Annotated in this window: 17 protein-coding genes and 1 pseudogene; 2 read left to right on the top strand and 16 right to left on the bottom strand. The window is 37.9% G+C overall.

Annotated elements, in window-relative coordinates:
• Nucleotides 1–50: 50 nt before the first annotated feature.
• From JCM9140_RS07805 to nfsA, 4 genes are all read right to left on the bottom strand, one after another.
• On the bottom strand, nucleotides 51–707 hold the full coding sequence (locus JCM9140_RS07805; RefSeq protein ID WP_034744624.1) for an SDR family oxidoreductase: 657 nt from the start codon (nucleotides 705–707) through the stop codon (nucleotides 51–53).
• Between the two features lie 427 nt (nucleotides 708–1,134).
• Entirely contained in the window at nucleotides 1,135–2,031 is an 897-nt protein-coding gene (locus JCM9140_RS07800) for a manganese catalase family protein (RefSeq protein WP_034744621.1), read from the bottom strand.
• A 75-nt stretch (nucleotides 2,032–2,106) separates the two neighbouring features.
• A complete protein-coding gene (locus JCM9140_RS07795) occupies nucleotides 2,107–3,294 on the bottom strand; it encodes a pyridoxal phosphate-dependent aminotransferase (RefSeq protein WP_034744618.1) in 1,188 nt (395 codons plus the stop codon).
• A gap of 116 nt (nucleotides 3,295–3,410) precedes the next feature.
• A complete protein-coding gene (gene nfsA / locus JCM9140_RS07790) occupies nucleotides 3,411–4,175 on the bottom strand; it encodes an oxygen-insensitive NADPH nitroreductase (RefSeq protein WP_034744615.1) in 765 nt (254 codons plus the stop codon).
• 145 nt (nucleotides 4,176–4,320) lie between these two features.
• Between nfsA and JCM9140_RS07785 the strand changes: the two genes are divergently transcribed.
• On the top strand, nucleotides 4,321–5,502 hold the full coding sequence (locus JCM9140_RS07785; RefSeq protein ID WP_034744612.1) for a DUF418 domain-containing protein: 1,182 nt from the start codon (nucleotides 4,321–4,323) through the stop codon (nucleotides 5,500–5,502).
• Between the two features lie 25 nt (nucleotides 5,503–5,527).
• On the opposite strand, the gene JCM9140_RS07780 is transcribed toward JCM9140_RS07785, so the two are convergent.
• From JCM9140_RS07780 to JCM9140_RS07725, 12 genes are all read right to left on the bottom strand, one after another.
• On the bottom strand, nucleotides 5,528–7,111 hold the full coding sequence (locus tag JCM9140_RS07780) for an ATP-binding protein (RefSeq protein WP_034744609.1): 1,584 nt from the start codon (nucleotides 7,109–7,111) through the stop codon (nucleotides 5,528–5,530).
• Between the two features lie 395 nt (nucleotides 7,112–7,506).
• Complete coding sequence (locus JCM9140_RS07775) at nucleotides 7,507–8,511, bottom strand: siderophore ABC transporter substrate-binding protein (RefSeq protein ID WP_034744606.1); 1,005 nt, start codon at nucleotides 8,509–8,511, stop codon at nucleotides 7,507–7,509.
• Between the two features lie 532 nt (nucleotides 8,512–9,043).
• Nucleotides 9,044–9,802 (bottom strand): iron ABC transporter ATP-binding protein, encoded by a 759-nt coding sequence (locus JCM9140_RS07770; RefSeq protein ID WP_034744603.1) that lies wholly within the window; start codon nucleotides 9,800–9,802, stop codon nucleotides 9,044–9,046.
• Entirely contained in the window at nucleotides 9,796–10,746 is a 951-nt protein-coding gene (locus JCM9140_RS07765; RefSeq protein WP_034744601.1) for an iron chelate uptake ABC transporter family permease subunit, read from the bottom strand. Before JCM9140_RS07765 ends, JCM9140_RS07770 begins: the two co-directional genes overlap by 7 nt.
• Nucleotides 10,736–11,689, bottom strand: a complete 954-nt coding sequence (locus tag JCM9140_RS07760; protein ID WP_034744598.1) for an ABC transporter permease — start codon at nucleotides 11,687–11,689, stop codon at nucleotides 10,736–10,738. The genes JCM9140_RS07765 and JCM9140_RS07760 overlap by 11 nt, the downstream gene beginning before the upstream one ends.
• Before the next feature lie 375 nt (nucleotides 11,690–12,064).
• The gene (locus tag JCM9140_RS07755; protein WP_034744595.1) at nucleotides 12,065–12,508 is read right to left on the bottom strand and encodes a MarR family winged helix-turn-helix transcriptional regulator; all 444 of its coding nucleotides are present in this window, start codon (nucleotides 12,506–12,508) and stop codon (nucleotides 12,065–12,067) included.
• A 178-nt stretch (nucleotides 12,509–12,686) separates the two neighbouring features.
• Entirely contained in the window at nucleotides 12,687–13,670 is a 984-nt protein-coding gene (locus JCM9140_RS07750) for a Gfo/Idh/MocA family protein (protein WP_034744592.1), read from the bottom strand.
• A complete protein-coding gene (locus tag JCM9140_RS07745; RefSeq protein WP_034744589.1) occupies nucleotides 13,667–15,106 on the bottom strand; it encodes a PAS domain-containing sensor histidine kinase in 1,440 nt (479 codons plus the stop codon). The genes JCM9140_RS07750 and JCM9140_RS07745 overlap by 4 nt, the downstream gene beginning before the upstream one ends.
• Nucleotides 15,090–15,953: a membrane-associated sensor domain-containing protein gene (locus tag JCM9140_RS07740; protein ID WP_034744586.1), complete on the bottom strand. Its 864-nt coding sequence runs from the start codon at nucleotides 15,951–15,953 to the stop codon at nucleotides 15,090–15,092. Before JCM9140_RS07740 ends, JCM9140_RS07745 begins: the two co-directional genes overlap by 17 nt.
• 145 nt (nucleotides 15,954–16,098) lie before the next feature.
• Entirely contained in the window at nucleotides 16,099–17,274 is a 1,176-nt protein-coding gene (yhbH, locus tag JCM9140_RS07735; protein WP_034744583.1) for a sporulation protein YhbH, read from the bottom strand.
• Between the two features lie 410 nt (nucleotides 17,275–17,684).
• The gene (lepB, locus tag JCM9140_RS07730) at nucleotides 17,685–18,221 is read right to left on the bottom strand and encodes a signal peptidase I (RefSeq protein ID WP_034744580.1); all 537 of its coding nucleotides are present in this window, start codon (nucleotides 18,219–18,221) and stop codon (nucleotides 17,685–17,687) included.
• A 121-nt stretch (nucleotides 18,222–18,342) separates the two neighbouring features.
• Nucleotides 18,343–20,238 (bottom strand): PrkA family serine protein kinase, encoded by a 1,896-nt coding sequence (locus tag JCM9140_RS07725; RefSeq protein ID WP_034744578.1) that lies wholly within the window; start codon nucleotides 20,236–20,238, stop codon nucleotides 18,343–18,345.
• Nucleotides 20,239–21,014: 776 nt separating this feature from the next.
• Between JCM9140_RS07725 and JCM9140_RS25155 the strand changes: the two are divergent.
• Nucleotides 21,015–21,676 (top strand): annotated as a pseudogene (locus tag JCM9140_RS25155) (transglycosylase domain-containing protein); the annotation flags it as partial.
• Nucleotides 21,677–21,693 lie beyond the last annotated feature (17 nt).

Here is a 21,693-nt window from a genome sequence, read left to right as displayed (position 1 = left end):
GCTATTTTAAATAAGAGTCACTGAAACAAGTTGGTTTCCATCTTACTCAGTTATAGACTTTGAATGGCTTCCTTAATTGGAGTTGATCCAGTTACCACTTGAAACTGTTTGCCAATTGTTGAATCGTTTTCTAGACATTCAAAAATAACATGAGCCACATCTTCACGTGGTACGGCACCACGATCTACTTCCTGTGCCGCTTGCACAAGTCCTGTTCCTGGTTCATTAACTAGGGCTCCAGGGTGAACAATCGTGTAGTTAAGATCGGTCCGCTTCAACCATTCATCTGCGTAGTGCTTTGCTGCAACATATGGCGCAAACGATGGCGGTGCTTCTTGAATGGCTTCTCGTCTCGTATCAAACGAACTTACCATAATAAAACGGTTAACTCCAGCAGCTTTAGCCGCTTCAATTGTTTTTACAGCACCATCTAAATCAACCATAATCGTCTTATCTTTTCCTGTATGTGGGCCAGATCCTGCCGTGAACACGATCGCATCGACACCTTCAGCGGCTTTTGCAATATCTTCAATTTCACCCTCAACATCGGTTACAGATACCTCAGCACCTAACTCATTGAAGTAAGCAGCTTGCTCTTGTTTACGAATCATCGCTCTCGCTGTATGGCTACCACTATTCTGAATAGTCTTAACTAGATGCTTTCCAATTTGTCCATTTGCTCCGACAACTAGAATTTTCACTCTCATCACCCTTTCTTCTTTATGTATACCCATTTAATCCTAAATGGAAAACAAGCTGTATGTCTAATGATTGAACTTCTTTTTGAAGAGGTAATTGGCTTTTTAGGTTGCTAATATGGCTGAACCGGAATAAAAAAACAAGAACCACTTGTATCGTTGCAAGCAGTTCTTGTTTTTCATTTAACCGGACACGAGTTCCGCTATTTCCTTATAATCTAGCATTTTGAAGGCTTTGGCGGACACAGAATCCGCTATTTGCAGAATTTCTGTATAAATACACCCTTAAAACACTAGATAGCGGAACGACAGTCCACAAACACCACAAAATCGCTGTTTTTGTCACAGATAACGGAACGTAAGTCCGCTTAAGCTAACTGGGTCAAGGTACCTGTCCCCATGACCCCAATTGCACTCAACTCGTAACCGAGAAACTTTAAATCCCAGCAGATCTTTGAAGTCTCTTGGCTATTTCCATAAAGTCTTCATGGGAAATACCTGGTGCGAATTCTTCTTCTATTTCTGGATAATCTGGAATCGGTGCTCCTTGAGGTGCCCCTCTTATGACTTCCACTGGTTTTCCGTCAGATGGATGCGTTCCTTTCCAGATTTTATCGATATCTTGATAATCGGTGTCACTAAATGTATATAACTTGCGATGTACACCTTGATCTTCATACTTTCTCGCATAATCAAACGCTTTGTTTTCTAGATTCGGAATTGGCACCATTTTCGTCATATCCACACCTGTCGCAATTTCAAGTGCCTTCGCATAAGCCACAACATGTACCCCACCACGTACAAGAAGATAGCCAATCATTTCGCGTGCAACAGGGTTTTCTGTCATTTCATACACACGCATCTTATGTGTTCTAGCTCCACACTCCAAAAAGAAGTTATGCAACAAATCCAAGATTAAGTTTCCACTATTAAAGACATGTTCACCTTTCCAAGGTGCTCCCATCGAGTCCATCGGACGAGAGGTTTGAGCTGTGTCAATAAAATGATACGTGTTCCGCTTATCCTTTGCATTTTGCATTGGTTGCATATCCGGATCTGCTGGAAATGTCGTCCCCTCAATCATGTTGTTGATCGTATGGGATACTAATTCCACATGCCCGAACTCTTCCGCTGTAATACTTGCAACCAGGTCATAAAATGGCTTTAGCTTTTTTTTGTTGCGGAAGTTAAAAGACTGATACATATAGTTATTAAGTGTTGACATTTCTCCAAACTTCCCGCCTAGCAGCTCCTGTACAGCAGCTGCCGCGTTTGCATCCGGATGCTCTGGCTTAGGCAGATCGATTAATAATTTATCTAGACGTTTTATCACAAGCCGTCCCTCCAATTGAACAAAATAAGATTCACTATGTTCATATGTGAGATGACGGATGTCCTATAACTATAATTATTTCACTTTTTCAGAGAATACCTGTAACTCTCCAATTCTCTCCATTGCTTCTCGCAATACATCCTCATCACTTAACAAGCCGATTCGAACATATCCTTCTCCATGCTTACCAAAACCAACCCCTGGTGCAACAACGACTCTTGCTTTTTCTAACAGTAGATCGGCAAACGTTTCAGATGTATATCCTTTTGGAACAGGAAACCAAGCAAAAAACGAACCCTTTGGCGCCGTTACCTTCCAGCCAATTTTCTCTGCTGCTTCTACAAGAGCTTGTCTTCTCTTTTCATACATATCGACTAACTTTGTTACACTTTCTTGATCAGACCTAAGAGCAAATGCTGCCGCTTCTTGAATCCCACCGTATATGCTGCAATAATAATGGTCTTGCATCAGTTCAATTGCTTCCACCACACTCTGATTTCCTACAACAAATCCAACACGCCAACCAGCCATATTATATGTTTTGGATAACGTGAGCATCTCAACACCTACATCTTTGGCTCCAGGCATTTGCAAGTAACTAAGCGGTTTTTCCCCATCAAAGCCAATGGCCCCATAAGCAAAATCATGAACAATACAAACATCATGTTCATCTGCTTTTTCGATCGCCTCTTTAAACAGTTCCGGAGTAGCGGTTGCTCCTGTAGGATTATTTGGATAGTTTAAAAACATAAATTTCGCTGCAGTCCACGTTTCCTCTTCGATCACAGAAAAATCAGGGAGGAAGTCATTCTCCTGTTTAAGTGGCATATCATGCATCTTTGCACCAGCTAGCGCAATCCCAGACCAATAATCTGGATAACCTGGATCAGGAACCAATACCGTATCATTTACATTGAGCAAGCACTGACTAATTTCAACGAGTCCGGTTTTAGCACCAGCAAGAACGGCTACTTCTTTTGTAGGATCAATATCGACATTGTATTCCTTCTTATAGTAATCTGCTACCGCCTCTTTTAAAAAAGAAAAACCTGAAAACGGCGGGTATTTATGATACAAAGAATTATCAGCAGCCTCTTTTAGCTTTTCGACGATCGGCTTAGGTGTCGGCTGATCTGGATTGCCTTGCCCTAAATTAATAACATCATCGTGTTGTTCTTTTATCTTCACTACCTTTTGGACAAGCTTAGCAAAAAATTGCTCTGGCAAACGCTGCAAAGCATCTGACTGTGGAAATTTTTTCATTATGTCACCCCATTATAAAAAAAAGAGCTGTCTCAAAAACGAAACGAATTCTACGAATAGATAAACAGCTCTTATTCTTCTACTCTCATTTTTCTATTCAAAGCTTATGAATTCCATTACTCCTTGTCAAGCTCATCTTTACGCGTTAAAAAGCCTTGTCCTCTTAAGAATTCACCAACATGTGGCCTTTTCGGTGTAGAAAAAAAGTGCGCCATCTGCTCTGACCATTTATCTGCACGTGCACCTTTTGTTCTGTTGTAGTAATACGTTTCCATGACTTGATCATAGTCTTCAATTGACTTTGGCAAATTGGTTGCATCATACTGTTCCTGATGGACAACTGCCTCTTTTGGAAGACGAGGTTTTTGTTCTGGGTCTTGATCAGGTACCCCGATGCATAAGCCCATAACTGGAAAAGTATAAGACGGTAGATTCAATAACTTGGAAACCGCTTCTGGATTGTTGCGGATTCCTCCAATCATCACTCCACCTAAATCAAACGATCTTGCTGCAAGTAGCATATTTTGAGCTACAAGTGCGGCGTCTACCGCTCCAACTAGTACATTTTCTTGCTCCCCCACTTCAAAAGGTTGATCGTGTAATTCACTCACTTGTTTTAAGCGGTGAAAGTCGGCACAAATGACAAAAAAGACAGGACAAGACTCTACATATGCTTGATTGCCAGCTAATTTCGCTAATTCTTTTTTCTTAGCATCCTCTTTCACCACGATGATGCTATAAGCTTGCACATGATGTGAAGTCGGTGCCCATCGACCTGATGCAATAACCTCATCGATTTGTTTTTCAGAAACAGGTGCATCTGTAAATTTCCGAATAGAACGATGACTTTGGATAAGATCAATTACTGAATTTTTCCCCATCTTTATTCTCTCCTTCATTTAATATCTTCTTATTCTCTATTTTATACAATCCTTGCCCTAAGCAAAAGCTTCTAGCCTTCAAAACTCTTGTTCAATTCATGTAGATAATTTACAATTATAGGAAAAGAACATAAGGAGAGGTCGAATGTCTACAAAACCGCGTCCACTTCACGAAGAGGAGCGAATCCTATCTCTAGATGTTATGAGAGGTTTTGCCCTTTTAGGAATCCTGCTTGCCAATAGTCTCCACTTTCAATATGGACTATTTGTCATTCCAGAGATTCACAACTTATATCCACTAGGACCGCTTGACCAAATCGCTGAATCTTTTATTCTCCTATTTACTCAAGCAAGCTTTTATACACTTTTTTCTTTTTTATTTGGATACGGAATGGCTTTCTTAAAAGAACGGCTTGAACAGAAAAATCTTCATTTTGGTGCTGTGTATTGGCGTCGAACATTTATCTTGTTAGTTGTTGGTTATGTACACGGACTTTTTATTTGGGATGGGGATATTCTATTTGTCTATGCTCTCACTGCCTTTGTTCTCTTCTTTTTTCTTAAGTTAAGAAGTAAAACATTGTTCATATGGTCATTTCTATTATTATTTTTGATGGCTCTTAGTATTGGCACACCTGAAGACGAAGCTTCCACTAGTTTGGATAACCAATTGCTTTCGTATTCAACTGAAGAGAAAGACGTGTTATCAACTGGAAGCTATGCGGAAGTCGTTTCCTTTCGACTCCATGCTGACCCTCTAGGTCTAGGTGTGATGGGGGACATCATAATAAACGCAACATCGATGGTTAGTGTACTAGGGATGTTTTTATTAGGGGCTTTTGTGGCGAGAAAAAAATGGTTAGTCAACCTTCATGACAATCGTAAGCTGTTTGTCCGCGTTTGGTGGACGACATTGTTAATCGGATTTCCTAGTAAACTACCCTATTTGTTTAGCGATCGTTATGCATTTGAAATGCTTCATATGACTATCGGAGGCCCCTTTGTTGCTATGTTCTATGCATCAAGTATCGCGCTCCTATGTACAAATGAACGGTCGTTACAAATTTTACGTCCTCTCACGTATGTAGGAAGATTATCTTTAACCAATTATTTAACACAGTCTCTTGTCTTTACAACTTTGTTTTATGGATATGGCTTTGGCCTCTTCTCTTCAATTGGAGTGTTTGCAGCCGCTATCCTCGTGTTTGTCTTTTTTGCACTGCAAATAGTAGTGAGTAAATGGTGGCTGCGTCACTTTTATATAGGTCCATTTGAATGGTTTTGGAGATGGGCAACCTATTTATCCATTCCGAAATTTCGACGCTAATAAAAAAATGTCTTAGTAGATTTCGTTACCTACTGAGACATTTTTCTGCTTTTTTTACCTGATCACGGGATTTGATTACAGGAAACGTGGCTTGGACAACGGCACCTTTTTCGGGATGATTATAAACAGTCAGCTTTCCTTTATGTGTGTCGATAATTTTCTTCATAATCATTAAACCTAACCCGGTTCCGTTTTCTTTTGTTGTCACAAATGGTTGTCCTAGCTTCTTAATGATATAGGGGGGAAATCCAACCCCTTCATCACGTATGATGACTTTAATGTCTTCCTTACTATACTCAAATGCTACTGTGATTGTCCCTCTGTCTGCAAAGGGATTACCTTCCATGGCTTCAGCACCATTTCGGATTACATTAATAAAAAATTGTTTAATTTGCGTTTCGTCGCCAAACGAATAAGGAATGTCATCATCCAGATTTAAAACCAATTCAATTCCCTGTTCAGCTAATGGTCTTTTATAGAGACTTAACACTTCCTTAAAAAGTTTCCCTAAATGAACAGGACCCATCTCAATATCTTTTGGTTTTGCTAACACTAAAAATTCAGTCGTCATTAAATTCATTCTTCTTAATTCTGTAAGCATTAACTCACGGTGTTTGGAAAAAGCCTGATTTTCTTCAGTCGCTATTTGCAAAAACCCTTCCACTACAGATAGCGGGTTACGGAGTTCATGGGCTATTCCTGCAGCTAACCTTCCAGCTGTTGTCAGCTTCTCACTTTCTCGTAAATGCTCTTCCGCTTTTTTCTTGTCTGTTAAATCAAGAATTAAAGCCAAAATAATCGGATGGTTTTCCTGTTTCCCTTCTATACTTGATAGTGAAATATCGACAAAAATGGTTTCCCCTTCTTTATTGTGATGTGTCATTTCCATTCTCGATTCTTGCTTTGACACCATCAAAGCAACACCTTCAGCAAAGTGCTCAATATTCTTTGAAACAACCTCATCTTTTTCCCAGCCATAAAGCTTCGTAAATGCTGGGTTGCTGTTTATGATCGTTCCGTCTTCGTAAAACATCAAAACAGCATCATGCGTATGATTAATAAAAGAATCCAAGTTCAGTTCGGTTGAGTGAAGTTGCTGCTTCACCATTTGCTCATTTGCTTGCGCTTGCTTCCACAATTGTTTCGTGAATTTTACATGATACAAGAAAAAAAGGACAAGTAAGATAGAGAACAGCAGGAAAAACAGACTGTCAGCTTGAGCAACATTTTCAAGCATTTGTTCATATTGAATATGGAAAAAATAGAAGAGTAACCCCGCTGCGATCACTCCTGAGTAAACAACAGCTTCGTATTTTTGATAGAGAGAACTTAAAATAACTCCAAATAATAGAAAAAGATAATTAACGAGTTCAGGATGCAATGTGTTTAAGACAAAGAAATACAAAAAGATTGAAGTGAGAGTAACGTACATCATGATAACATCGTGCTTCACCAATTTCATGGCTATCGTTACTAATCCGCATATAATTAATCCAAATGGAGGCCACACAAGGGAAGGATCATATAAATAATTCGTAATCATCACAAATAGATAGCAGATCCATAGTATTTTAATAAGAAGCCAATTTCGTTGATAAATAAAATGCACGCTATCCACTCGCTTTCTAAACTTACTCCACGATTTTCATATTACTTGAATTTTTGGTTGATTCAAAGTGTTTCTAAGATCTTTTTCTTCTCGGGCTAAATTATGTTGATGAATAAGGGAATACTTCTTCACTAGCGTAGGACATACACGCAGACTCCTTCGGGAGGAAGGCAGGGGTGAGACCCCACAGTGCGTTAGCACGAGGAGGCTCACCAGCCGCCCGCGGAAAGCGGAGTGTATGTCCGAAGCGGCGTCATCGAGCAAGTATGCCAGTTGAAATCCGACAAACAAAAAAATCCGAACGATTCGTATTCTTTTTAGAAGAATGTTGAATCATTCGGATTTTCATATGATCTAGAACGGTTTAGTCCTAGCCTCTTTTTAATTTGAGTTTATTATTCTAATGCATCTGCTACTTCAGCAATCATTCCATCAACTGCTGTTAAACCACCAGTCGTAATATACCAGTAAACTGGGTTTAGATAGACGATATTGCCATTTTGGTAAGCTTGCGTTCCTTTTACTAAATCATTTTCTACTGTAGCTTGAGCAGAAGATTCTCCTCCAACAATCGCACCACGGTCTACTACGAATAAGTATTCTGGATCTTTTTCAGCAATATACTCAAAAGAAATGTTTTGACCATGTTGAGATACTTCAATATTTTCGTCTACAGGTGTAATACCAAAATCAGTATGAAGCATACCAAATCTTGATCCTGGACCATATGCACTAATGGCACCATCATTAGCTAAGATAACCAAAGCTTCAGCTCCCGTTTCAGTTGCTTTCGCATTTAGAGCTTCTAACGATTCATTGATGGCAGCTAACTCTTGTGCTGCTGCTTCTTCTACACCAAAGATCTCTCCTAGTAATTCGATATTGCTCGTTAATGATTCTAAATAGTTAGCTGTATCTAATTGAACAAAAAGCGTAGGTGCAATCTCACTTAACTCTTCGTAAGCTTCTTGCGCTCTACCTGAAATGATAATTAAATCTGGTTGAAGATCATAAATTTTTTCAAAGTCTGGCTCAAATAATGTTCCAGCCGTTTCATATTCAGAACCTTGATATTTGGCAAGGTATTCAGGTACGTTTTCCGTTGGTACAGCAGTTACTGCTTCAACTCCTAATTTATCTAAAGCATCAAGAACTCCTAAGTCAAAAACAACAACACTTTCGGGATTTACAGGTACAACTGTTTCACCAAGTTGGTGTGTAACGGTAATTTCTCCTGCCTCTTCAGCTTCAGCTGGTTCTTCTGTTGCTTCTTCTGTTGCTTCAACTTCCTCTTCTACTGGAGCTACTGCTTCTCCTTCAGTTTCAGTACTTGAACCGCAAGCTGCGATAAATAATGATAAAACCATTGTCATTAGTAATAACAATACTGACTTTCTCATTTCTACTCACTCCTATTTTTCTTTGTTTAATTTTATATAATTAAAGATGTTGACTGTTTTGTTTTTGCAAGAGCAATTGCTATACTTTGGCCGAGTACTTGCTTACGAAACTAGTCAAGATCTATAACTAACGAAGGTATTTTTGATAATAATTATCATTATCACTCCAAAAAAAAGAGGAACTACCTACCACTTTTTTTCTAGCATGTCTAAGCTTTCATACCAAAAGGGAAAACCGCCCTTTCTTCCAAATGTGTGCGATCATAGTTGGCGCTGGCTTCTCTCGCCGTGCGCCTTTTGAGAAGATCACTCAAAAGGCTTAAGAGATAACGGCGCTCCGCTCAGCGCTTCGCATTCATACCAAAAGGGAAAACCGCCCTTTTCCCCCATACATGTGCGATCATAGTTGCGCTGGCTTCTCTCGTCGTGCGCCTTTTGAGAAGTTCGCTCAAAAGGCTTAAAAGATAACGACGGCTTCGCTCAGCGCTTCGCTTTCAAGACAAAAGGGAAGTTCGCCCTTTTGTCTTAAAAGCTATGCAAAGTACACACAGATTTTTTTGTCTCCTACGCAGTTGATTGGGATATCCATGTCGTAGATTTCTTTTAGGACTTCGTTTGTAATGATTTCTTGTGCGGGGCCTTCCCGAACAATTCTGCCATCTTTTAGTGCAACGATGAAATCCGAATAACAAGAAGCAAAGTTAATGTCATGCAAGACAATGACAATGGTTTTCCCTAATTCATCGACCATTCTTCTTAATACTTTCATAATTTGAACGGAATGCTTCATATCCAAGTTGTTAAGAGGTTCATCGAGTAAAATGTACTCTGTGTCTTGAGCTATAACCATCGCAATATGAGCACGTTGCCTTTGCCCACCGCTTAATTGGTCTAAAAATTTATCTTGAATATCCTCTAATTCCATATAACTAATGGCTTCTTCTATGTGTTTTTTATCTTCTTTCGTTAATCTCCCCTGTGAATAAGGGAAGCGTCCAAACGATACGAGGTCTCGAACTGTTAAACGAATCGTAATGTTATTCGATTGCTTTAAGATTGAGATTTTTTTCGCTAATTCATTGCTATTTGTTTTACTAATGTCAACATCGTCAATTTTAACTTCGCCCGCGTCTTTTGCGATTAGTCGACTTACAATCGATAGCAGCGTACTTTTCCCAGCGCCATTGGGACCAATAAACGAAGTAATAGTTCCTTTTCTAACTTTAACCGAGACATCATCGACTACTTTTTTCGACTGATATTGTTTTGTAACATTCATCACTTCTACCATTTTTTCGTCTCCTTTAATAATAGATATAGGAAATACACTCCACCAACAAAGTTTATAATGACACTTAATGGCGTTGAAAAAGAAAAGATCCGTTCAACGATTAACTGCCCACCGACTAATGCGACTATGCTAATAAGAATCGCACCTGAAATTAAATATTTGTGCTGATACGACTTCATAAATTCATGAGCCACATTCGCTACAAGTAGCCCTAAAAATGTGATTGGACCGACAAGGGCTGTGGCAATCGCTACTAAAATAGCAATGATAATTAATAGCCTTTTTACAATTTGATCGTAGTTAACCCCTAAGTTAACAGCATGCTCTTTTCCTAATGATAAAACGTCTAAGTACTTCACATAGCGGTACGAATAAATAGAGACAACAATGATTAATAGAAATGATATCCAAAAAATATCTGTATTGACATTATTAAAGCTTGCAAACATCCGATTTTGAACCATAAGAAATTCATTCGGATCAATCAGTACTTGCATGAACGTTGATAAGCTTCCAAATAGCGTTCCGAATACAAGACCAACCAACAATAGAAAATAGATGTTTTGCCCTTCTCGTTTAAAAAGGAGTTTAAAAAGAATGGCTGCAAATATTACCATTAAAACGATCGAAAGACCAAAGTTAATATATTTATTAATCATGACAACACTTAGTGAGCCAAATGTAAAAATAATAAACGTTTGAAGCAATAAGTAAAGTGAATCTAAACCAATAATACTTGGGGTTAATATTCTGTTATTTGTAATTGTCTGAAACACCATCGTTGAGAATGCAATTGTCGCACCCGTTAAAATAATCGCGGCAATTTTATACCCACGTCTTGGTAACACATACTCCCAATTCCCATTTGCGCCAATTGTTAAGTAGAGAATGGTGAGGCCTACGGCGATGACAAATAATGTGATTAATTTCCCTTTATAGCCCATACGTCTTTCTCCTTAACAATAAATACAGGAAAATGCCGCTTCCTATTACTCCAACCGTGAGACCAATGGCAATCTCATACGGGAAGATTAATATGCGTCCTAAAATGTCACAGAAAAGTACAAATATTGCTCCAAGTAGAGCCGTATATGGTAAATTCTCTCGCAGGTTATCGCCTCTATAAATCGTGACTAAATTTGGAATAATCAATCCCAGAAAAGGAATCATACCAACTGTCAACACGACAACAGAAGTAATAAGCGCAACAATGATTAACCCAATATTCATTACATGTTTATAATTCAAACCTAAGTTAACAGCAAATTCCTCACCCATACCTGCAACCGTAAATTTATTGGCAAAAATGTAAGCTGCAATGAGTACCGGGATACTTATGTAAAGCATTTCATACTGCCCTTTAATAATAACGGCAAAATTCCCCTGCAACCAAGCAGACATATTTTGAATGAGATCATACTGATAAGCAAAAAATGTCGTGACAGAACTCACAATGTTCCCAAACATTAATCCAACAAGCGGAATAAAAATCGTATCTTTCATCTTGATTCGTTCTAAAATTTTCATAAAAATGAATGTTCCAGCTAGAGCAAATGCAAAAGCGACCATCATTTTTTGGATAGGACTTGCAGATGTAAATAGAATTAAAGAAACTAAGATTCCAAGTCTAGCAGAATCTAATGTTCCAGCAGTTGTAGGCGATACAAATTTATTTCTTGTTAGCTGTTGCATGATTAATCCACATACGCTCATGCCAACACCAGCAATAATAATGCTTACCAACCTAGGAAACCTTACAAGAAGCATCGTCTCTATTTGATCTTCAGTTAAACGAAAAATGTCCCAAGGTGAAATATCTCTAACTCCTATGAACAAAGAGATGATTGAGAGAACGACTAGGACAATGACTAAATATCTTTTGCGCATAAGTGAGCCAGCTCTTTCTATATTACAAGATTGATTTTAAGTAGATGTTGAATGGAATGTACTTCAACCCTCCCACTTCCGACTAATTGATAATCATAATCAATCAAAAGAAAAAAATAAGAAGTTACTGATAATGATTATCGGCATTTGTATTTTAATCCCAGTTGATAATGATTGTCAATACTATTTTTACATTTATTTGTTTAAACAAATAATTAAGGACTGTTTTTTTCATATAACCCTATACTAAGCCTAGTTTTATTCACTTGCAATTCTCATTATTACATTAAATGTTGTTTGAACAACTTTTATCAGACCATAAGTACATATAAAAAAAGCACTCTTATTCTCAATTAGGTGAGAAATAAGTGTGCTTTAATCTGTTAAATTATGATCAATTTTTTGCAAAACTTTTAGAAATATTTCCATTTCTTGTTCGTCAATGCCCTCAGAAATTTGATCAACCGTATTTTGTGCTTGTTCAATCATACTCATTTGCAATTTCTTCCCAGAAGCTGTAAGAAAAATCAAGTTAGTTCGTTTATCTACAGGATGTGGAACTCGCGTAACTAACTCTCGTTTTTCCATATTATTAATTAACCTTGAAATACTAGGAGAATCTTTTTTCGTCAAAGTTGCTAAACTGTTTTGAGTTAAACCATCTTGCTCCCATAACCGAATCATAATGGCCCACTGCTCATGGGTAACAGGTAAATGATTTTGTTTGAAGTTTTGATTCAGCCTATTTGTAATCAGTTTGGCTGTATTGGTAATTTTATATCCAATTGATTCTGCTAAAATATATTTTTTATTTCCCATACGCACAACCACCTATCATTTATAAGAAAATGGTACAGGAACTCTTTGCTTTAGGCAAGTATAATAAGTAAGCGATTCCACCCTTTTGCAAGTTGACCCACAATACGAGTCAACTTGAGTGAGATAGTAGGCTTTTTTGAAGTCTTCCTAAGCAGAGTCACTCCAATTCTTGCTCCCCCTAGTTATCGGCTGGATAACGGATCCCCATTTCCTTTCTAGCTTTTTCCATAATTGTTGCTGTAATAAAGGAATTGGAATAAGAGTTAAGCGATGATTCATATTGGCTTGTCATGAGCAAATCAATAAACTCCTTCGCTTCATAATACATAGATGGTTGATCTTGCTTTACTGTAATATCTTCGATTGAACCATCTCGATACCTGATTTCCACTTTTTCTGGTGTATGTATCTTATCAATGAAAATACTGCCGTTTTCTCCTTGAATTTCTGATGGAACATACGAATTCGTTATTTTTGAATAGGTAATAACAGCATCCATTTCATCGTATTCGAGAAGAAGACTTCCTTGACCGTCTACACCTGAGTTAAGCATTATTGATTGCCCTTTTACAGACTTAGGTTCACCAAATAACGCTACAAGTGGATAGACACCATACACACCAATGTCCATTAATGCGCCATTTGAAAACTCCGGTTTGAACGCATTTAATATTTCACCCTCTTTATACCGATCGTAACGAGATGAATATTGACAATAACTTGCATAATATCTGCGAACCGTTCCGATTTTTTGAAGATTTTCTTGGATGGAGAGAAAATTTGGTAGAACCGTTGTTTTTAATGCTTCCATTAATAGCACACCATTTTCCTTTGCACAGGTGATCATTTCCTCCACTTCTCTTTGATTGGATGCTAGAGGCTTTTCGCATAGAACATGTTTTCCATTTTCCATCATGGCTATAGCTTGACTAGCATGAAACGAGTTAGGACTTGCAATGTAGACTGCATCAATCTCTGTACTTTTAGCCATCTCCGTTAAATCTGTGTAAATGTGAGCAACGTTATATGGTTGTCCAAATTCCAGAGCACGCTCTTCTGATCTTGAATACACAGCCTCCAATTTGAATTCCTCGATCTTGCTTGCCGCTTCAATAAAACGTTCTGTAATCCAATTCGTTCCGATAACTCCAAATCGAATCATACAATCTCTCCTTCTTTCTGTCTTTCCAAAAGTTTGTTTTCTCCTTTATAAATCGAATCGATCGGTAAATAGATCGTCATCGTCGTTCCGACATTTGTTTCACTTTCGATTTGTAATTCTCCCCCATGTGTTTCAATGATTTTTTTGCTTACCATCAGTCCAAGACCGGTTCCTTTTTCTTTCAATGTGTAAAAAGGCTCTCCTAATTTAGGGATTAGTTCTGCTGGAATGCCTCCTCCTTGGTCGGTAATAGAAATAGTCATATAGTTAGTGTTTAACGCTAGATTCGTTGTAATCATTCCACCACTAGGCATAGCTTCCATCGCATTTTTATAAATATTAATGAACACTTGCCTCATCTGATGGGGATCACAACATATTTTTTCTAAAGGCCCTTCAACTAGATTGATCATCTCGATGTTATTTAGTAAAGCCTGTGGTTGAAGAAATTGAGTGACACTTTCGATCATTTGTTCCATGTCTTCCATTTCATACTTAACAGCTTGCGGTTTAGCAACAACCATAAATTCATTCGTAATCATCTCTAATCGATCGATTTCATTTAGCATAATTTTTACATAGTTCATGTTTTTTTCATCAGCATCCAGTTGGATCAATTGTAAAAATCCTTTGAGCGTTGTAAGTGGGTTACGAATTTCATGAGCAAACCCAGCTGCAAGTTCACCGACAACTGAGAGCTTCTCCGTTCGTCGTAACAATTCCTCGGCTTTGATTAAGCTCGTAATATCAACAACATTTCCTAGAACTTCGGTTACTTGACCTTGTTGCCAAATAGGTTTCAAGGATGTAAGAAAGACCATTCCATTTTCATCTTCGAACTGAAATTCAACTTCTTCTCCTAACCATGCGCGTTCATTGTACTTGTTGAACAGGTCACCTTGGCTACACTGGTAAGCTTCCTGTACTGGTCTTCCAATGAATTTTTTAGGATCATCATTTCGTTCATAAAGGACTTTCCCATCCATTAATGTATAAACAAAGTCATTCTTCTCTTTTTTAAACTTAAAGATTAGCCCGCGATACTCTTCCATGATTTCTTGCAGCTCTTTTTTAGCCTTTTTTAATTCTCTTTCTGCTTTTGTTTGATCAGAAATATCTCGTATAATCGCAGCACATAATAATTCCCCTGTTACATTATGCATAGGAGAAACCGTCATGCTCACGTCTATATATGACCCGTCTTCCCTTTTTCGAACTGTCTTAAAATCAACAATGGATTGCCCCTCGGCTAACTGATAAATCAATTTATTAAATTCAAATTGTCGATCAGGGGGAATTAAACAAGTCACATGCAATCTATCGTTGGCATCATACCCAAACATTCTCGTAAAAGCAGGATTTCTTCTAATGATTTCCTTATCCTTTAAATTGTAAATAAAAATGGCATCTTCTGTATTTTTAAAGAGTAAGTTCAAGTTCACTTTCTACATCAATTAGCTTTTCTTCTGTCTGTTTCTTATCTAAAAGTGGGACTTGAATGGTTGAATAATAAAAAGCTTTCATAATGAAAAAATACCCCATAATTTTAAACAAATGAGCAATGACGAGAATCGCATCTTGAATCGTTTGGTAAAAGGTCACGGTTAACCCGCATAAAATAAGAAAGAAACTAGCTCTCATTAAATTTAAATAAAAAAGGTTCTGTTGCTTTTTATATTTGTTCCATAAAAGAAAGAGTGTTGCAAGATGGATCGCAATAACAAGATACTCAAGTCCTTTTTTTAATGGTGTTAACCCCATATCCCCAATTAAAGAAGGAAAAGAATTAGAGTAGGCCATAATGAGTGTAGAAGTTACGCTAACACTTATAGCGACTAACGTGATCCATAAAACCGTTTCTTTCTTTTTCGTAATGTTTACATCAACGCTTTTCAAATAGATCATTAACAATAAAGTAAACGCGCCTGTAAATCGTGCTCCAATCCAAAACCATAATGTTGCTTGATCCGTTGGCTGGTTAAAAACATTTGGCATTCCTGGGTACGTGATTGTATGTAAAATATCGTAAATCGCAATGATCAAGAAGGATAATGAAACAAGCAACAGCAATCTAGACTTGATAATGGGATACGTTAAACAACCGTAAATAAAAATCGATAATGAAATTACAACACTCGCTAGTTCTAGCAAAGTATGAATAAAAGCATAATTAGAAAGTTGATAACTGCTTGTTTGAAACGTCAGAAAAAGAACGAGTAAAAATAGAACTGCTCCGAAAGCAACTAGTACAATCGAATTCCTTTCACTTTTAGTCAGCTTCAAACTCCCCCACCTTCCTTTTGAATATTTTAGATATTTCTTAAATTATACCACTAAAAGGCTTTCATTTTTTATACCAATTAGAAGAAAATGGGTAAGAAATCATAAAAAAAACCAATAGTGCACGTTTGGCACTATTGGTTTCCTATTAAGCCATTGCTTCCTCTTCCTCTTTTTTAAAGAATGTCTTCATCGCGTGATAGACATCTCCTTTTTCCTTTAAAATATGATGACGGAAGCGAATGTCGTCAATATTTTTGTACGCACTCATTAGTGTGGAATGACGACTATACTGGTTAACTTCGCCGTATCCAAACATGCTCGAAACATCCATTAACTGCTCAACTAATTTTAGGCAGCGAGCATTGTCTGACGTTAAATTGTCTCCATCAGAGAAGTGAAATGGGTAAATGTTGTAACGTTTAGGATCGTATTTGCTATCAATCACTTCCAATGCTTTTCGGTATGCTGATGAACAAATGGTTCCACCGCTTTCTCCTTTTGAAAAAAAGTCTTCTTCGGAAACAATTTTCGCTTCCGTGTGGTGAGCGATAAACTCTATGTCCACAGTTTCGTACTTTGTACGTAAGAAACGAGTCATCCAAAAGAAGAAGCTTCTTGCCATATATTTTTCCCAACGCCCCATCGAACCACTTGTATCCATCATCGCAATGACAACAGCTTTTGATTCAGGTTTTGTGACTTCATTCCACGTTTTGAACCTTAGATCATCATTATAAATGGGGTTCAATCCTGGTCTTCCCTCTAGTGCATTTCTTTTAATTGCTGAGAGAATGGTACGCCTCTTATCAATGTTGCCCATTAATCCTTTTTTACGTATATCATTAAAATCAATGTCTTCTATGACGATTTCATCTTCTTCTTTCTTTTGTAAATTAGGTAATTCTAATTCTGCAAAAAGCATTTCTTGTAATTCCATAATCGAAACTTCTGCTTCTGAATAATCTTCACCTGCTTGATCTCCAGGTTTGCTTCCTTTACCTGGGCCTTGTTGTTGTTGCTTCGCATTCGGGTCTCTTGCTACCACATCACCAACTTTGCTTTCTCCTTCACCTTGACCTACATGTTTATTTTTATCATAGTTGTACCGAATTTTGTATTCATCGAGAGACCGAATCGGAATACGAATCACATCTCGACCATTTGACATGACGATATTTTCTTCACTTACAAGATCAGGCAAATTCTTCTTAATCGCTTCTTGTACTTTTTCTTGGTGCCGTCTTTGATCCTGGTAGCCTTTTCTATGAAGAGACCAGTTTTCTTGTGACACGACAAATTGACGTTGATTGTTTTTTGTCATGTGATTCCCCTCCCTTTTTATTCATATTACTTCTTCTTAAAATTCACATGTAATCAATTCAAATCTTCTTTCACACTTTCTCGCCTGCATGCATACTATGGTCTCGAGTCGCATGAGATGACGTTGCCTTCATAAAAATGGCTTACTTTATCCTATGCAGACAGGGGAGAGAGTTGCTAATAAATTCTGACAAATCTTCTAATTTCAAATCGGACAAGCAAAAAACACCACTCAAAGAGAGGGATAATCGCTTTTCTTTGAGTGGTGTTTTTTGCCCTCAATCCCTTTATGAAAGACTGTTCACACTCTTTTCAGCCTACTTTTGGCTTTCACCTTTTTTAGCTTTCATCTCCCCTAAAAAGAAAGCGGACATCTCACAATGAGATATCCGCTTTCTTTAAGATCTGTTGTTATTTCATTAACCCAGCCTCTCTCAAAGGCCAAAACCGCCAATCGACTTTTCCTACAATTTGATCAGTTGAAATAAAGCCGATCCGCCGACTATCTAAACTATTGGGACGATTATCACCTAAAACAAACACATGACCATCTGGCACAACTTCTGGAATGGCAAAATCATTTGTATAGGCGCCCCATTGATGTTCTTCTATCCGTTCTGTTAAAAATGGCTCTTCGATAGGCTCATCGTTTACATACAACACGTCATCTCGATAAGAAATGCGATCTCCTGGAAGGCCGATCACTCGTTTAATGTAATCTTCCTCTTCATTTGCGTGAAAGACAATTAAATCAAAACGATCTGGCTCAACAAAGCCATACCCCATTTTGTTGACAATAAACCGTTCACCATCAAAGACATTAGGGGACATCGATTCCCCTTGAACTTCATAACTTGTGAATACAAATGTTCGAATTATAATGGCTAGTAAAATCGCGATAATAAAAGCTTTTCCCCATTCAAACCACTCATTTTGTTTTGTTTCCACAAAATTTTCCTCCGCCTACAATCTTTCCTTCAATTTACCAAAGATTTGCCATTAGCTCAAGTCAAGATTTATCATTAAAGAAAAGAAGCCTTCGCTTTCGAAGACTTCTTTTCTCAAAGCATTATCGATTTAATAAACTTCCTACATAGCGAAGGAGTTCATTAGCTGAGACTGAATTGTATCCGTGCTCATCAATCAATCTAGCAATGACTTCATTTACTTTCTTAAGCTGCGATTCATCCGGTGTCTTCGTTGAAGTAGTTATTTTCACAATATCTTTTAGGTCAGCAAATAGTTTCTTTTGAATCGCTTCACGTAAGCGCTCATGTGAATTGTAATCAAACTTCTTCCCTTTCCGAGCATAGGCAGAAATGCGAATGAGTATTTCTTCTCTGAATGCTTTTTTTGCATTTTCTGAAATACCAATTTGCTCTTCAATGGAACGCATCAGCTTTTCATCTGGTGTCATTTCTTCACCAGTTAGTGGGTCACGAAGTTTATTTTTATTGCAATACGCTTCAACATTATCAAGATAATTGTCCATTAATGTTTTAGCTGACTCATCGTATGAATAGACAAACGCCTTTTGAACTTCTTTTTTCGCAATCGTGTCATATTCTTTTCTAGCAATCGCAATAAAGTCCATGTAGCGCTCGCGATCCTCTTTTGAAATGGAGGCGTGCTCTGATAATCCCTCTTTAATTGAACGAAGCACATCTAAAGCATTAATAGACGTTAATTGTTTTCGAATAATCGCAGATGAAATGCGATTAATGACGTAACGCGGATCAATCCCGCTCATTCCTTCATCTGGATCTTCCTGCTTTAATTCCTCTAGATCTTGAGAATTAAATCCTTCAACATTTTGACCATCATATAGCCTCATTTTCTTTAGAAGGTCAACACCTTGCTTGGTCGGTTCTTTCAATCTTGTTAATATTGTGAAAATTGCAGCAACTCTTAAAGCATGTGGAGCTATATGCACATGCGACAAATCACTATCTTGAATCATCTTTTTATAGATTCTTTCTTCTTCACTCACTTTTAAATTATACGGAACTTTCATAACGATGATACGAGAGTGTAACGCCTCGTTCTTTTTATTCGAAATGAACGATTTGTACTCGGATTCATTCGTATGAGCGACAATTAATTCGTCGGCACTTATGAGCGCGAATCGCCCCGCTTTAAAGTTTCCTTCTTGCGTTAACGAGAGCAAGTGCCACAAGAACTTCTCATCACACTTTAACATCTCTTGAAATTCCATCATGCCTCGGTTCGCTTTATTTAATTCACCATCAAACCGGTACGCTCTTGGATCCGACTCTGAACCATATTCAGCAATGGTAGAGAAATCAATGCTACCAGTTAAATCAGCAATATCCTGTGATTTCGGATCAGACGGGCTGAATGTTCCGATACCTGTACGCTTATCTTCTGAGAAAAAGATTCTCTCGACGACAACATCTTCAATTCGTCCACCATATTCTTCTTCGACACGCATCATATTCAGGGGAGATAAATTTCCTTCAATTTTAATACCGTATTCTTCTTGGAAATCTTTACGTAAATGAGTTGGAATTAAGTGAAGTGGATCTTCATGCATAGGACAACCTTTAATCGCAAATACCGCGCCCTTGTCTGTCTTCGAATATTGTTCAAGCCCACGCTTTAACATCGTAACAAGTGTTGATTTTCCCCCACTAACAGGACCCATCAAAAGAAGGATTCTTTTCCTAACATCAAGTCTTTTAGCAGCAGAGTGAAAATATTCTTCAACAAGCTTCTCAAGTGATTCTTCTACGCCATAAAGTTGATCTTTAAAAAAGGAATACTCCTTTTTCCCGTTCACTTCTTCCACACCAGCATCTTTGATCATATTATAAACACGGGAGTGAGCGGTTTGGGCAATCCATGGTTTTTCCTTCAATAACTCTAAATAATCTGCAAATGTTCCTTCCCATCTTAAACGTTCCTCTTCTTCTCTGAACTGTTCTACTTTTTTTAATATACTCATTATCGTACCTCCATCCTCGTGTTCAAGAGCGCGATTAATAAACCATATGCAAAAAGGAAAGTGAACATGCATGATCTTCATTAAAAAGGTGGGTCCCTTTTTAATGAAGATCATGGCAATGAGCGGAGCCGGCATTGAGGGTTTCACTTTTTTTAGATGCTCATATCAGATGGCATACGCCGTGCGGAGCCAGAACATGTTCTCTCTTCTGACCACTTCTTGCTTCTTTTCTTGTTTTCTGTCAGAACATGACCTCTCTTCTAACAACTTCCTGCTTCTTTTCTGATTTTCTGTCAGAACACGACCTCTCTTCTGACAACTTCCTGCTTCTTTTCTTGTTTTCTGTCAGAACATGACCTCTCTTCTGACAACTTCCTGCTTCTTTTCTGATTTTCTATCAGAACATGACCTCTCTTCTGACAACTTCCTGCTTCTCTTCTGATTTTCTGTCAGAACATGGCCTCTCTTCTGACAACTTCCAGGCGCTCTTACGGTTTTCTGTCAGAACTCCAGCACTCTTCTAATTAACTCACTCTTCCGCGGCCTATCTACTTATTTCCTTTGCCAACTGCCCATTCTTATTCAATCAGTCATGTACCTTATTATGAGCACGATGGCATTAGTACTTTTTAGACCTGATAGAGTGGTGTACACCGCGCAAGACATTGTCTCTAATTAAAAGCAGTTGGATTCCTTTTTGTTAAGATTGACTTGCCTTACGTTTCCAACACCCAAATTGTCATTTTGGTGGTACAATAAAGAGCGAATAAACGGAAATGAGTGTGTACATGATGGCAAAATCGATTACAGGTTGGGGACTAATTTGTCTTATTTTTGTTGCTTTTATTTTTCTGTTACTAGAAGTTACGACAGAGGTCAAAGAGGTTAAGTCGTTATCAGAAGTGATTAGTGAACAAGTCGACCTTGAGGAAATTAATCTTTCTAAAAATAGTATGATCTATGATCGAAACGGTGATGTCATAAGTGAAGTGTTCCGAGATGAAAACCGGATTTATTTGCCTTATGAGGAGATCCCAAGTGTGGTCATTGATGCCTTTATCTCAACGGAGGATCAACGTTTTTTCGAACATAAAGGGTACGATGCAATCGGCATCGCGAGAGCCATTATGGCAAATGCGCGCATGATGGGATTGAAGAAGGCGCTAGTACAATGACTCAACAGCTTGTTCGAAATCTTTTTCTTTCCCACGACCAAACATATAATCGAAAAATGAGTGAGATTCTTTATGCTCATGAATTGGAGAAGAATTTTTCAAAAGAAGAAATCATTGAGCTTTATATTAATACAATCTACTTCAGCAATGGAATCTACGGCATAGAAGCAGCTAGTCGTTATTATTTTAATAAACCTAGTGAGCGTCTTACTATCGCTGAAGCAGCGTTTTTAAGTGCTGTTCCAAATAACCCTAGCCACTATAACCCGTTACGAAACAG

Source organism: Halalkalibacter wakoensis JCM 9140, assembly GCF_000513095.1.
Taxonomy (GTDB): domain Bacteria; phylum Bacillota; class Bacilli; order Bacillales; family Bacillaceae_D; genus Halalkalibacter; species Halalkalibacter wakoensis.
Note: the sequence above shows the minus strand (reverse complement) of the source record. Positions and strands in the feature narration are given on the sequence as shown.